Source organism: Mucilaginibacter sp. SMC90 (assembly GCF_022811725.1).
Classification (GTDB): Bacteria; Bacteroidota; Bacteroidia; order Sphingobacteriales; family Sphingobacteriaceae; genus Mucilaginibacter.
Window position 1 is genome coordinate 1,256,215 of record NZ_CP094527.1, and the last position, 14,616, is coordinate 1,270,830.

Below are 14,616 nucleotides of genomic sequence, written 5' to 3' on the forward strand. Positions count from 1 at the left end.
ACATCTGGGGAATCGCGTTTATAACATTTCGATTTGTTTACCGGAAAATTTCCACACGAATGCTTTTCAAACCTTCCACAATTAATCTAATTACACGAATCTTAAATTAATGCAAATTCAAATTTGTGTAATTAGATTAATTCGTAAAAATTTGTGTGGAAATTTTTTAGCTATTGTTTTTCAATCTCAAATGCAATCAGCGTCGATTCGAAACAATCCGGCAAATTAGTGTTAATTGTTAGTGCTCCATATTGATTTGGTTTTTCAGCGCCTGCTGATGGGCCTGGTTAATGTTTTCCTTCAGTTGCTCAAAAGTAAGCTGGTTGGCGACACCTAAATCAAAAAGGTGTACATAAGCACGGGGTTTCAGGCTTTCAAAATAATCTATCAGGATGCAGTGGTAAACTATCTGGCATGGGCCTTTTATTTGTTGCATCAGCTTATAAACACCCTTTTCAACGTGGATATGCGTCTCGTGGTTAGAGTACAGTTCGCCCTGCGGAAATATCACGATCAGGTTATCTGGTTTATCTAATATTCCGGCCGAGTAGGTGAGCGACTCGAGCATTGCCCTCGAGCCTTTTTGGATAGAATAAGCACCAATATATCGTAAATAGCTGCGCTGATCAAACTGATCTTGCTGCATCATTACGTAGTATTGCTTTTTTAGATTATAGACGGCAGTCCAGTTGGCAATAAAACCATCCCACCAGCTAAAATGATTGCTCAAAAGCAATACCGAATGACCGGGGCGGGGCACGAATGGCTGGACATTAATCTCCTTAAAATTACGGCTTATCCACCACCTTACGTAGCTGATATAAAGTTTGCTCCAGAATTTCTTTTTACGTGAAGGTACCATGTTTTATTTAACTAAATACTCATCCAGTGCTTTTGTAACCAGCCAGTGGCCAAGCTCAACTTCATGTACTTCGGCGTTGTCAAGCATTCCTAAAAATGGCATTGCGGCCGATTTAGGAAATAGTTTATCATGCTTGCCAAATATCAGTAAACATTTAATGTTATGCTGATTGATTAGCCGGGCCACTTTTTGTACATCGGGTTTTAACAGCCTGATCAAATTTAGCGTATAATAAGTATCAAGCCTTTTTTGTTCGGTGTCAATTTCGTTGTAGGCTATGTTATACAGGCTTTGGTCGATAACACCAACCCTTTTTACGTTTTTAACTAAAAAGGGTGCAAGCCATTTACTTTTTGTAGCTGTACGAAAAATAGCACGGCCAAGTTTATTATGCAATATAAAATGAAAGCCTTTAAAAACAGCCAGGCCATCGGGTGCCATTAATATAATGTCATCAATCATATCGGCATATTCTTCAACAAGTATCAGGGCCAGGTTGGCACCTATGGAATATCCCATTACCGAAAAACGTTGCCGGCCATAAAGCTTAAACCATTCTTCCATGTAATTGCGTACCATAGCTTTAGGCATTCCGGCAAGGATCTGCTGCTCTGTCCAGCCGTCGAGCTTGCTTTCGCCATGAAAAAAATGATCGAAACCATAGATATGATATTGAGGTAGGATGGATTGATCAAGTACATGGAATTGCTTACCCGTCATGCCGTAACCATGAAAAGCCAGCAGCGGTTTTTGACCGGTACCATACTCGTGAAAATGTGCTTTGCCCAAGCCAGGCAGATGTAAAAAACCCATTAAGGCAATATTAAGAATTTATGGCTTTTGTACAGTAAATGCAGAGGTTTTGTTTTGGACGATGGTTAGTCTTTTTATAAAATTGTCATTTTGATGAACGGCGGAGAGCGAGAAGAAGAGCGTGAAGAGAAATCTTCTGCCTCTTGCAAATCCGCATACATGGTTTACTAACCGGGTGTACAAGATTTCTCAGCCGCTCCTCGTACCTTATCGAAGTAGCTTTTTTATTTATCAATATACTTCATGATCATTTCAGTGGCTCCCACGTTTTCCTTCACATAATTGAATACCTTTTTACGGGTAGCATTATAAAATATATCATCGCTAACCAATGTGTCAACAATATCTTTCAGTTCTGTTTCATTGCTGATACTAAATCCTGCTTTGATAAAAATAAGCTCTTTGGCTTCGTTGAATTTTTGATAATTAGGGCCGAAAATAACAGGTAAGCCAAAAGCGGCAGCCTCCAGTGTATTATGAATGCCCACCCCAAAGCCGCCGCCTATATAAGCAATATCGGCGTATGCGTAAAGTGAAGAAAGCATCCCGATATTGTCGATGATGAGCGATTGGAGGTTGGAGGTTAGGGATTGGTTAGCTTCACCTTTCGCCTTTAACCTTTCGCCTTTAACCTCCGAAAATTGCGAAAACCTGATCGCCTTTCCTTCAGGAAGCATGGCTACCAGGTTGTTTATTTTCTCTTCAGGTATTTCATGCGGGGCGAAGATGAATTTCCAGTCGGGATATTGGCTTACCAGTTTGGCCAGCAATGTTTCATCTTGTGGCCAGGTACTCCCGGCTATAAACAGCTTGTGGCCATTTTTAAATTCCTCTATTAAAGGCAGCACTTTTGGGTTTTGAGCGTTGGCCCAAACACGGTCAAACCGGGTATCGCCGCTTACAGATGTGTTGGTGACACCAATGCCTTGTAATAATTGTACGGATGTTTCATCCTGTAAAAAGAAATGACTAACCAGGCTTAGTATTTTACGGTTAAAGCTGCCATACCATTTAAAAAATACCTGCCCCGACCTGAATATGCCCGATACTATATATAAAGGGATTTTACGCTTGTGTGCTTCATTAAAAAAATGGAACCAATATTCGTATTTGGTGAAAATGATAATTTCGGGGTTGATGGCATCAATAAATTTGCGGGCTTTTTGAGCAGTATCTAAAGGCAGATAATAAACATAATCGGCAAGAGGAGTGTTTTTCCTGATTTCGTATCCTGACGGAGAAAAAAAAGTAATTACTATTTTCTTACCGGAGTGCAAACTCCTCATCGCTTCCAGTATCGGCCGACCTTGCTCAAACTCGCCCAGTGAAGCAAAATGAAACCAAATGCAGCTCTCTATACGTACAAAGGCAATGTTTTTACGTCCTGTAACCCAGAGTTTTGCCTTGTTGTTAAACAGTGCAGCAAAATGGATAAAAAGGGAATATAATTTGATACCTATATTATATAATAACATCAATTTTAACGCTGAATGATTATCTTAGCCGCCATAAAAGTAGTAACAATAATTACAATATTGGTTTTGCGGCCCGCCCGGTGCCCTAATGCCCTGGTTAATATGGTTGATTACATGAATTGTTTATCTTGATTTCAAAACACATTTAACTCTATGACTATATCAGCAATTGCCGGGCACAACGTGTACAGCCAGGATGGCATGAAAATGATCGATTTAAAATAAAACATAAGCCAATAAATAACATACTCTATGACAGAAAGAAAAAGGATCCTGATCACAGGGGCAGCCGGATTTTTAGGCTCGCATTTGTGCGACAGGTTTATTAAGGAAGGTTACCACGTAATAGGTATGGATAACCTGATAACAGGCGACCTGCGAAATATCGAACATTTGTTCAAACTGGAAAACTTTGAGTTTTATAACCATGATGTATCCACGTTTGTGTACGTACCGGGCGATCTGCATTACATCCTGCATTTTGCCTCGCCGGCAAGCCCGATAGATTACTTGAAGATCCCGATCCAAACATTAAAAGTAGGTTCACTGGGTACACATAACCTGCTTGGCCTTGCCCGCAACAAAAAAGCAAGGATGCTGATCGCTTCAACTTCGGAAGTATATGGCGACCCAAATATCAGCCCGCAGCCTGAAGAGTATTGGGGTAATGTAAACCCGGTAGGCCCGAGAGGGGTATACGATGAAGCCAAAAGGTTTCAGGAAGCCATCACCATGGCATATCATACCTTTCACGGGGTAGAAACCAGGATAGTAAGGATCTTTAACACTTACGGGCCAAGGATGCGCCTGAATGACGGCAGGGTATTGCCAGCCTTTATCGGTCAGGCACTAAGGGGCGAACCGCTAACTATGTTTGGAGATGGCTCACAAACCAGGTCGTTTTGTTATGTAGACGATTTGATAGAAGGTATTTACAGGCTGCTGCTGAGCGATTATGCCCAGCCGGTAAACATAGGTAACCCAGACGAGATCACGATAAAGCAATTTGGAGAGGAGATCATCAAGCTTACAGGTACCGATCAACAGCTGATCAGCCTGCCTTTACCTACAGATGATCCTAAACAGCGTCGTCCGGATATCACCAAGGCCAGGTCTATATTGGGCTGGGAGCCAAAGGTATCCAGGAGTGAAGGTTTGAAGATCACTTTAGAATACTTCAAATCACTACCCGAACAGGAAATACATCACAAAGACTTTACTTATTATAACAAATAAGGTGACAAGGCCGAAAATTAAATTTTTTGGCCTTTTTTATAATATTAAGTGGATGAATTGTTACAATCTGCTTACTTTGCTAAACAATCAAATACACTCTCTATATAAACTATGAAAATATTAGTTACAGGCGGTTTGGGTTTTATTGGCTCACATACTGTTGTTGAATTGGTTAATGCGGGTTATGATCCGGTTATTGTTGATGATCTGTCAAACTCTGATCCGAAAATATTAGACCAGCTCACCAAAATCTTAGGCTTTACTCCAACATTTCATAAGCTTGATCTTTGCGATGAGGCCGGTGTAAGGTCACTTGCACTTGCCGAGCCTGAAATAGGTGGAATTATTCATTTTGCTGCTTTTAAAGCCGTAGGTGAGTCGGTGAAAAAACCAATGAAATACTACAGGAATAATTTTTATTCGCTTATCAACTTATTGGAAGCTTACTACGGTAAAGCTATAAATTTTGTATTTTCATCAAGCTGCACAGTTTACGGTCAGCCCGAAAAATTACCTGTTACCGAAAACGCACCGGTGCAGCCGGCGCAGTCGCCATATGGTAATACCAAACAAATTGCTGAGGAAATTTTGGTTGATATGGTCAATGCCGGCAGCGATTATAAAGTAATATCGTTACGTTATTTTAACCCTGTAGGTGCCCATGATTCGGCGCTGATTGGTGAGTTGCCAATTGGCGTACCACAAAATCTGGTTCCTTTTATCACACAAACAGCCATAGGCAAACGCGAAAAGATCACTGTTTTTGGTGATGATTATAATACACCTGATGGTAGTTGCATACGCGATTACATTCACGTAGTTGATTTGGCTAAAGCTCACGTAGCTGCATTGAGGCTTGCCGAAAACGACAGCTTTAAAGGGTACGATGTATTTAACCTTGGTACCGGCAATGGTACTTCAGTATTAGAAGTAATTCACGCGTTTGAAAGCACAACCGGCGAAAAGCTGAATTACGAAATTGGCCCGCGCCGTGAAGGGGATGTTGAACAGGTTTGGGGTGATGTTACCAAATCATCAACTAAACTTGGCTGGACTGCAAAACTGGGAATTGGTGAAATGATGTCATCGGCCTGGGAGTGGGAAAAATATATTGCTCAAAATCCGTTCAAATAATAGCAACAGCAGGGAATGAAAAAAAAGATCATTATTACAGGCGGTGCCGGTTTTATTGGCTCGCACGTGGTACGCAGGTTTGTTAAAAACTATCCTGACTACAGCATTGTTAATTTAGATAAGCTTACCTATGCTGGTAATCTTGCTAACTTAAAGGATATTGAAAATGAACCTAATTACAAGTTCGTGAAAGGAGATATTGTTGATATCGCCTTTATTAATGAACTTTTTACAGCCGAGAATCCTGATGCGGTGATCCACCTTGCTGCCGAATCACATGTAGACAGGTCGATCACTAACCCGCTTGATTTTGTAATGACCAATGTGGTTGGTACAGTAAATTTACTGAATACTGCCCGCGAACATTGGAAAGGCAAATATGATAAAACCCGTTTTTATCATGTATCAACCGATGAGGTATACGGTACCCTTGGCGATGAGGGCATGTTTACAGAAGAGACCGCTTATGATCCGCATTCACCATATTCGGCATCAAAAGCAGGCTCCGATCATTTTGTAAGGGCTTACCAGGATACTTACGGCATGGATACCGTTATTTCAAACTGTTCAAACAATTACGGATCGTTCCATTTTCCGGAAAAGCTTATTCCGCTGGCAATCAATAATATTAAACAAAACAAGCCCGTGCCGGTGTATGGCAAAGGCGAAAACATCCGCGACTGGCTTTGGGTTGAAGATCATGCCCGTGCTATCGATGTGATATTCCATAACGCAAAATCAGGCTCAACTTATAACATTGGCGGTCATAACGAGTGGAAAAATATTGACCTGATAAAATTGCTTTGCAGTATTTTGGATAAAAAGCTGGGCAGGGCCGAGGGTGAATCTGCTAAACTGATCACTTTTGTAACAGACCGGGCTGGGCACGATCTAAGGTATGCTATTGATGCAACAAAGCTTAAAAATGAATTAGGCTGGGTGCCGGGCATAACTTTTGAAGAAGGATTAGAAAAAACTGTAGATTGGTACCTTGCTAATGAAGAATGGCTTAATGATGTAACATCTGGCCATTATCAGCAGTATTACAGCGGTCAGTATAACGATAGATAAAAAATGTTCGGGCTTTTTAAGAAAAAAAAGGAAGTAAGGGAATCGAAATTCAACTATGAAGGTATCATGGTTGATATGCACTCGCATGTGCTGCCGGGAATAGATGATGGTGCCAAAACACCGGAAGAGTCGGTAGAATTGATAAGGAAAATGATGGCGCTTGGCATAAAAAAGGTTATAGCCACGCCGCATATCATGATCGACTTTTATCGTAATACACCCGAAACCATCGGAAACGCGCTTACCATATTAAAAGCCGAGTTGGTTAAAGAGGGGATTGATATCCCTGTTGAAGCTGCTGCCGAACATTATTTTGATGAAACGTTTGAAGGTCGTATAGAGGATGGCCCCATTATGACCATGGGCGATAATTACGTACTGTTTGAGTTTTCATTTATAAATCAGCCGCCAAATACTTATACGGTTATTCAAAAGCTGCATGATAAAGGCTACAAGCCCATTCTGGCCCATCCTGAAAGGTACCAGTACCTTGATTTGGATAAATTGAAAAACCTGCACAGCTGGGGCGTGGATTTTCAGCTTAATACCATATCCCTCACAGGATATTATGGTAAGGATATTAAAAAAATGGCCGAAGAGCTGATCGATAATAGCTTAATAGACTTTATCTCAAGCGATATGCACCATTTAAAACATGCAGCGGCGCTGGGAGACGCACTCAGAACCACTTATATTGAGAAGTTACTTGTGGATTACCCGCTTAAAAATAAGATGTTGTTTTAGCATAAAAAGAGAGAGAGGCGCAATTTGCGCCTCTCTCTCTTTTTAATTACAGGATTTACGTTTTAGATCCCTTATTCATATCTCAAAGCCTCTACCGGATCAAGCTTGGCTGCTTTCTTTGCCGGGTAATAGCCCGATATCAAGCCGATAAACGTACATAGAACTACCGCAAAGAACAGCCATCCCCATGGCACCACAAATGATCCGCTTATTTGTACAGCAATCAGGTTCCCAGCTCCCATACCTAATATCATACCGGCTGCCCCCCCTATAAGGCATATTACTATTGCCTCTATCAAAAACTGTTTGCGGATAATAGCAGGAGTTGCGCCTATGGCTTTTCTTACACCTATTTCGCGGGTGCGCTCTGTTACTGATACCAGCATGATGTTCATGAGCCCGATGGCCGCACCTATGAGCGTGATAATGCCCACTGCAAAACCGGCCGCTGTAATGCCTGCAAGCTGGCCCGACAGTTCCTTTTGAATAGAATCACTCCGGCTTATTTCAAAATTATCCTGGTTAACTACATTAAGCCCTCTTACGTTTCTGAATAGGGAAGTGGCCTCGCCAATGGTAGCGTCAAGCGCGCCGGGAGTGGCTACTTTGATAGTTACCGTAAAGGACGCATTCTTTGTGCTATCTATCTGCTTGGCTTTCAATACCGGGATCACACAAAATTTATCGCCCCCAAATGAACTTGAGCCTTTTGATGCAAATACACCAACAATTCTGAATCTGTCGGTACCAAGGTAAACTGATTTATTTATCGGGTCTTCGGTTTTAAATAATTTCTTTTTGATCTCATCGCCAATGATCACCACGTTTGAACCGTGTTCCAGTTCAGATGCCGAAAAATTACGGCCGAAGGCAAGCTTTTTACCGGCCGTAACCAGGTAGTTTTCATTTGAACCTGAAATAGATATGTTTGGATTTGTTTTTTGGTTACCGTATTTAGCCACAGCGGTACCATTTACATCTAAATTAATAGCTACTGCTACCGGTAGTTTAAAAGTATTTTTAAAGCGTACGGCCTGATCATAAGTAATGGCGGGATAAACTTTGCGATGCCCGCCGTTGCCAAAATTTAATCCTTCGCCACGGTTTTGGAGGGTGAATGTATTGGCACCAAGATCAGCAAAGGCATCATTTGTAAACTGCCTTATACCCTCAATGGCTGTTAATATACCAACCAGCGCCATAATACCGATGGCAATAATGAGCGCTGTTAACGAGGTGCGCAGCCTGTTGCCGGCTATGGACTGTAATGCAATGGAAATGTTTTCTTTGTAAGAGGTTTTTACCGGCATGGTATAAATATAAAAAACTTGTTGGTATGACTAAGCAATATACCAGTTTGTTACAGTTGCAGGGTACTTAAATTTTACGATAAATAGTGCATGTTGATTGTTAATTATATTGCTTATTGTTACAGTTATGTTGCTTTATATTAAATATGTGCTATGTATATTTATCGCAATAAATACTAAACCATATCATGAGGCTTATTACACTACTCCTTTTGCTTATTTTATTGAGTTTTGGCAGCCGGGCGCAGGACACGTTAAAGCGCAAAGTTGTCAGGTACAACTACACTATTGATGAGCATTCGGTTGTAAAAGATTCAAGCGGAAAGCAGTTTACATTTAAGGAATGGAATAGCCTGATGCGCACACGGCAATATTATTTACGGCCCGAAAACATAGGAGATGCGCATACTGCCTTTACACTTGAAAAGAAGAGCGGACAACAGTTGAGGTACACCACACCAGGGGGCGCCCCAGCTACAGGAGCAATTGAGAATGTTGCAAAGCAATTATCGCCCGAAGAGGTTAGGGAGCAATTTATGGCTTCACTTCCTAAGCCTGTTGAATCAACTTATTTTACAACTGGCGAGGCGATGAGTACATTTGGTACACGCGATATTAATGGCAACTCAATAAAATTAAAAGATTTACGGGGGAAAGTGGTTGTACTTAACTTTTGGTTTATAGGTTGCCCTGCCTGTATGCAGGAGATTCCAGAATTAAATAAACTCGTTGATGATTATAAGGATAACTCCAATGTAGTTTTTTTAGCAATTGCTTTGGATGATAGCTATGATTTAAAAAAGTTTTTGAAGAAAACTGAGTTTAAGTATACTATCATCGATGATGGCCGGTACTTAGCGGCAAGATATAAAATAGGCCTGTATCCTACGAGTGTAATACTGGATAAGGAAGGCAACGTAGCATTTCATACAGTCGGCTTTGCAGCAAATTCGCCTTATTGGATGAGGAAGACAATTAACGAGGGATTGAAATAAACAAAAGCCGCTTCATAACAATATGAAGCGGCTTTCAATATTTTAACCAGGTTACTTTAAACTGAGAAAGAAGAGCCGCAGCCGCAGGTGCTGGCAGCATTTGGGTTGTTGAAAGTGAAACCGCGGGCATTTAATCCATCCTGGTAATCAATTTGCATCCCGGCCAGGTATAAACCATGCGCTTTGTGCATAAATACTTTGATGTCATCAATAATGAATTCCTGATCGCCGTCTTTTTTCATATCGAAGCCTAAGATATAGTTCATACCCGAGCATCCACCACCCTCAACACCAACGCGTAAACCGAAGTCTTCGCTTATTTCTTGCTGGTCTTTCAATTTAAAAAGTTCTTTTACAGCGCCCGGCGTAAAAGTTACCGGTGCGGTTTCAACAGCTATACTCATCTTATTTTTATTTATTCTACACAAATATAACGTAAAATGCAGATTTTTGTTAATGTCATAATTTTATGACCTCTGTATAACATTCATAAATATGCCCACTCTACCTTTTTTGTTTGATATTTTAAAGTATACTATTTCGGGCTTAGGCGTTGTGTACATTGCTTTTTACTTATTTAAGCCATACCTCGATAAATCAGAAAGTATCCAGCTATTGGAGTTAAAGCGTACCATCAGTAACCAAACCCTGCCATTGCGTTTACAGGCTTATGAAAGGGTTGTACTTTTCATTGAAAGGGTTAACCCGGCAAGCTTGCTTATCCGTTTAAACGGATCGGCCGATACCGCTGCCGAATTACAGGCAATTATTATTAACGAGGTACGCAATGAGTTTCAGCATAACATTACCCAGCAAATTTATGTAAGCGCACGGGTTTGGAATGTGGTTAAGCGTGTAAAGGATGATACCATTAATATGATCAATAATGCTGTAAAAGCATTGCCTCCAGATACTTCAGCGCTTGAGTTAAGTAAAGTTATCTTGGTACACCTAAGTAAGCTGGAAGATAATCCTTATGACGTAGCGCTGGGATTGATCAGGCAGGATATGGAAGAATTATACTAAGCTGATGGCTGCAGATAAAAAGATCACTACCACATCTGGTATCGAAATTAAGGAGGTTTATACCGAACCTTCAAATATGAACGAATTACCTGGCGAGTTCCCTTTTACACGCGGCATCCAGAAAGATATGTACCGGGGCAAACCCTGGACCATGCGTCAATATGCCGGCTTCTCAACCGCCGAAGAATCAAACAAACGCTACCATTATTTATTAAGCCAGGGTACAAATGGCCTTTCGGTAGCGTTTGACCTGCCTACGCAAATAGGCTATGACTCTGACCACGCGCTTGCCGAAGGCGAGGTAGGCAAAGTAGGTGTAGCTATTGATTCATTAAAGGATATGGAGACCCTGTTTGCAGGCATAGAGTTGAAAGATATTACCACCTCTATGACTATCAATGCCACAGCTCCAATCCTGCTGGCTATGTACATTGCCCTGGCTAAAAAGCAGGGAGCTGATCTTAAACAGATCTCGGGTACTATACAAAATGATATATTAAAGGAGTATGCCGCCCGTGGTACCTATATATATCCGCCTGCGCCGTCCATGCGGCTCATTACCGATGTGTTTGAATATTGCAGTAAAGAGATACCCCGGTGGAACACTATTTCCATATCGGGTTATCACATCCGCGAAGCGGGCTCAACTGCAGTGCAGGAACTGGCATTTACGTTGGCCAATGGCAAAGCTTATTTAAAAGCTGCACTGGATAAGGGGCTTGATATTAACGTGTTTGCCAAACGCCTTTCTTTCTTTTTTAACTGCCATAGTAATTTTTTTGAAGAGATAGCCAAATTCCGGGCCGCCAGGCGCATGTGGGCGTTTATTACCCGGCAACTCGGCGCTACAGATCCCGGCGCTCAAAAGCTTCGTTTTCATACGCAAACAGGTGGCTCAACCTTAACAGCGCAGCAGCCTTTAAATAATATTATAAGGGTAAGTAACCAGGCTATGGCCGCTGTATTAGGAGGTACGCAATCATTGCATACCAATGGGTATGACGAAGCTTTATCGTTACCAACCGAGGCTGCCGCCAAAATTGCCTTGCGCACCCAGCAAATCATTGCGTTTGAAAGTGGTGTTACCGACACCGTAGACCCATTGGCCGGTTCATACTTTATAGAAGCATTAACAGATGAGATCGAAGCCGCCGCGCAATTATATATAGATAAGATAGATGCTATGGGCGGTGCGGTAAAAGCCATTGAGCAGGATTACATTCAGCAGGAAATAGCTGCATCGGCCTATCAATATCAACAGGAAATTGAAACCGGCGAAAAAGTAATTGTTGGCGTTAACCGGTATATGCAGCAAGAAGATGCGCCTGTTAACGTGTTTAGGGTGGATGATGCTATCAGAAAAATGCAGTCGGTAAAAATTGCTGAGCTAAAAGAAAAACGAAATAGTGAAGATGTTGAGAAAAGTTTACATCTTTTGAGAATAGCAGCAACCGGTACTGAAAATTTAATTCCTTTTATCGTAACTTCGGTAGAAAGCTATGCTACCCTTGGTGAAATTGCCGACGTACTGCGCGGTGTTTTTGGAGAGTATTAGCGTCGTGGCGTGGCTTAGGTGCTTGTGTTTTTGGCGTGCCACAAATCAATAAACTTGGTTTTTATTTTTTATAAGGCACTAAACCAGTGCGTTATTTTTTTGTTTGTAATAACCGCTTTAATAGCGCAAACATTACCCGTGTTTTGGCGTATAATTAACGGTTGTAACAGGCGGTTTTGTTATACTTTTTTTTGAAATTTCAAAAAAAGAAAAAAACAATTGAGAAATATTTGGATTGTGATTTTTATACCAAAAAATATGTTATCCATACAAAAATTTCATTAAAAAATCGAATTTGTTAGTAAAAAGCCAAATGTTAAAAAAGTGAAAATTTAATTTTTTTATAAGCTTTTTTTGGCAATATTCGATGTTCCGTAGCAAGGCCAAAAGTTGTTTCGCTGGGGGTTGGAAATCAATATTTTACTTTTATCTATATGGAAAAAACTTGTACGAACGTTTGGAATAGCTGCCTTCAGATCATCAAAGACAACATACCGGCCCAGAGTTTTAAGACTTGGTTTGAGCCGATAAAAGCTTTGAGGATGGAAGGAAGCGTATTAACCATACAAGTACCAAGTTTATTCTTTTACGAGTGGCTTGAAGAGCACTATGTAGGGTTACTGCGCAAAACAATTAAGAAACAATTGGGCGACGAAGGACGTTTAGAGTATAATATAGTTGTTGAGCAATCATCAAGTAAACCATACACAACTAATATGCCTTCAAACGGAAATGGCGCTGATTCAAAACATCAGAGTATGCCGATACCTATTTCAATTAACAAGGATATTAAAAACCCCTTTGTTATACCCGGGCTTAAAAAGTTGAATGTAGATCCTCAGCTTAACCGTAACTACACCTTCGAAAACTTTGTTGAGGGTGATTGTAACCGTTTGGCCCGCTCGGCCGGTTATGCAGTAGCGGCTAAACCCGGAGGTACCTCATTTAACCCACTGATGATTTATGGAGGTGTAGGTTTAGGTAAAACCCACCTGGCACAAGCCATCGGTAACGAGATCAAGCGTACCCTGCCCGATAAACTGGTACTGTATGTATCATGCGAAAAATTTACACAGCAATTTGTTGATGCTTTAAAACATAATAACATCAACGATTTTGTGAACTTTTACCAGGCCATTGATGTGCTGATCATGGATGATGTGCACAACTTTGCCGGTAAAGAAAAAACACAGGATTTCTTCTTCCATATTTTTAACCACCTGCACCAATCGGGCAAACAGCTGATCATTACATCAGATAAAGCACCTAAGGATTTGGCCGGTTTGGAAGAACGCCTGCTTTCGAGGTTTAAATGGGGCTTATCTGCCGATTTGCAGATCCCTGACCTGGAAACCCGTATGGCTATCCTGAAAAACAAAATTTACCAGGACGGTATCGATCTGTCAAACGATGTGATCGAGTACGTTGCCCATAACATCGACAATAACGTACGTGAGCTGGAAGGTGCCATGGTATCATTACTGGCACAGTCAACCCTTAACCGTAAGGAGATTGACCTGAACCTGGCTAAACAAATGTTGAAAAACTTTGTGAAGAACTCATCTAAAGAAATTTCGATGGAATACATTCAAAGCCTGGTGTGTGAGTACTTTGAAGTGCCTATTGAGATGGTGAAGTCACAAACCCGTAAACGCGAGATTGTGCAGGCCCGTCAGATATCTATGTATTTGGCCAAAGCACATACCAAAAGCTCGCTTAAATCAATCGGCCATTTCTTTGGTGGCCGCGACCACTCTACGGTGATCTATGCCTGCCAAACTGTTGAAGATTTGATTGACACCGATAAGAAATTTAAAGGTTACGTAGCCGATATTCAGAAGAAACTGAAAATGTCGTAATAAACGATTTTAAAGATTTAGAAGCCTTGCATTTATGCAGGGCTTTTTTGTTGGTCCCGCTGGAGCTATTTGTAAAACAGACGGTGATTATAAAAGCAAGGTGCCCTCCATCACAGTAACCGACGAGTTGCTCCCCAAAGCATTCCTCTACATGAATAGTTGAAGGTTGATTGACAAGTACTCCCTGTAAAATTTTATGATCCTGATTGGTATTAATGTAATTGGCTTGCTGCAGGAGTCCGGCAAGTGTTTCGGCGGCTTTTCATACGGTTGGTCGGTAAACGTATTAAATGTGCAGTTTGTAACTTTTTCATTGACAGATTTTTTTGCTTACAGTAAAGTAAAAAAGCCGCGTATGTTAAATATCACTATAATTTGAAACTGGATTAATAAAAATGTAGTTATTGTTATGAGACAGATCATATTTTTTAAAAATCCGGCGTGTTGCCGCCTAATAGCTTGTTACCTGTATGTTGAGATAATTCATTGTTTGGCTTGTTAATTAAATGTATATTTAACGGTTAAGTAATAACATC

The 14,616-nt window shown here is 40.9% G+C and carries 14 protein-coding genes; 9 read left to right on the plus strand and 5 right to left on the minus strand.

Annotated elements, in window-relative coordinates:
• Window positions 1–238: 238 nt before the first annotated feature.
• From MTO98_RS05560 to MTO98_RS05570, 3 genes are all read right to left on the minus strand, one after another.
• Window positions 239–862 (minus strand): lysophospholipid acyltransferase family protein, encoded by a 624-nt coding sequence (locus MTO98_RS05560; protein ID WP_243485620.1) that lies wholly within the window; start codon window positions 860–862, stop codon window positions 239–241.
• 3 nt (window positions 863–865) lie between these two features.
• A complete protein-coding gene (locus tag MTO98_RS05565) occupies window positions 866–1,675 on the minus strand; it encodes an alpha/beta fold hydrolase (protein WP_243485621.1) in 810 nt (269 codons plus the stop codon).
• A 224-nt stretch (window positions 1,676–1,899) separates the two neighbouring features.
• Complete coding sequence (locus MTO98_RS05570) at window positions 1,900–3,150, minus strand: 3-deoxy-D-manno-octulosonic acid transferase (protein WP_371825405.1); 1,251 nt, start codon at window positions 3,148–3,150, stop codon at window positions 1,900–1,902.
• A 252-nt stretch (window positions 3,151–3,402) separates the two neighbouring features.
• Here MTO98_RS05570 and MTO98_RS05575 point away from each other — a divergent pair, with 252 nt between their 5' ends.
• The 4 genes from MTO98_RS05575 (at window position 3,403) to MTO98_RS05590 (ending at window position 7,335) form a co-directional block, all read left to right on the plus strand.
• Window positions 3,403–4,386 carry a UDP-glucuronic acid decarboxylase family protein gene (locus MTO98_RS05575; RefSeq protein ID WP_243485623.1) on the plus strand — a complete coding sequence of 328 codons (984 nt, stop codon included), beginning with the start codon at window positions 3,403–3,405 and terminating at the stop codon, window positions 4,384–4,386.
• A gap of 111 nt (window positions 4,387–4,497) precedes the next feature.
• Window positions 4,498–5,520 (plus strand): UDP-glucose 4-epimerase GalE, encoded by a 1,023-nt coding sequence (gene galE, locus MTO98_RS05580; protein WP_243485624.1) that lies wholly within the window; start codon window positions 4,498–4,500, stop codon window positions 5,518–5,520.
• Window positions 5,521–5,535: 15 nt separating this feature from the next.
• Window positions 5,536–6,591, plus strand: coding sequence for a dTDP-glucose 4,6-dehydratase (gene rfbB, locus MTO98_RS05585; RefSeq protein ID WP_243485625.1), 1,056 nt, complete (start codon window positions 5,536–5,538; stop codon window positions 6,589–6,591).
• Window positions 6,592–6,594: 3 nt separating this feature from the next.
• Window positions 6,595–7,335, plus strand: coding sequence for a tyrosine-protein phosphatase (locus tag MTO98_RS05590; RefSeq protein WP_243485626.1), 741 nt, complete (start codon window positions 6,595–6,597; stop codon window positions 7,333–7,335).
• 71 nt (window positions 7,336–7,406) lie between these two features.
• On the opposite strand, the gene MTO98_RS05595 is transcribed toward MTO98_RS05590, so the two are convergent.
• On the minus strand, window positions 7,407–8,645 hold the full coding sequence (locus MTO98_RS05595) for an ABC transporter permease (RefSeq protein WP_243485627.1): 1,239 nt from the start codon (window positions 8,643–8,645) through the stop codon (window positions 7,407–7,409).
• Between the two features lie 188 nt (window positions 8,646–8,833).
• Here MTO98_RS05595 and MTO98_RS05600 point away from each other — a divergent pair, with 188 nt between their 5' ends.
• Window positions 8,834–9,640 (plus strand): TlpA disulfide reductase family protein, encoded by an 807-nt coding sequence (locus MTO98_RS05600; protein ID WP_243485628.1) that lies wholly within the window; start codon window positions 8,834–8,836, stop codon window positions 9,638–9,640.
• A gap of 56 nt (window positions 9,641–9,696) precedes the next feature.
• Here MTO98_RS05600 and MTO98_RS05605 read toward each other — a convergent pair whose 3' ends face one another.
• Complete coding sequence (locus MTO98_RS05605) at window positions 9,697–10,044, minus strand: iron-sulfur cluster assembly accessory protein (protein ID WP_243485629.1); 348 nt, start codon at window positions 10,042–10,044, stop codon at window positions 9,697–9,699.
• Between the two features lie 91 nt (window positions 10,045–10,135).
• Here MTO98_RS05605 and MTO98_RS05610 point away from each other — a divergent pair, with 91 nt between their 5' ends.
• From MTO98_RS05610 to MTO98_RS05625, 4 genes are all read left to right on the plus strand, one after another.
• A complete protein-coding gene (locus tag MTO98_RS05610; RefSeq protein WP_243485630.1) occupies window positions 10,136–10,666 on the plus strand; it encodes a hypothetical protein in 531 nt (176 codons plus the stop codon).
• 4 nt (window positions 10,667–10,670) lie between these two features.
• On the plus strand, window positions 10,671–12,221 hold the full coding sequence (locus MTO98_RS05615; protein WP_243485631.1) for a methylmalonyl-CoA mutase: 1,551 nt from the start codon (window positions 10,671–10,673) through the stop codon (window positions 12,219–12,221).
• 434 nt (window positions 12,222–12,655) lie between these two features.
• A complete protein-coding gene (gene dnaA / locus MTO98_RS05620; RefSeq protein ID WP_090528828.1) occupies window positions 12,656–14,080 on the plus strand; it encodes a chromosomal replication initiator protein DnaA in 1,425 nt (474 codons plus the stop codon).
• 196 nt (window positions 14,081–14,276) lie between these two features.
• The gene (locus tag MTO98_RS05625) at window positions 14,277–14,459 is read left to right on the plus strand and encodes a hypothetical protein (protein WP_243485632.1); all 183 of its coding nucleotides are present in this window, start codon (window positions 14,277–14,279) and stop codon (window positions 14,457–14,459) included.
• Window positions 14,460–14,616 lie beyond the last annotated feature (157 nt).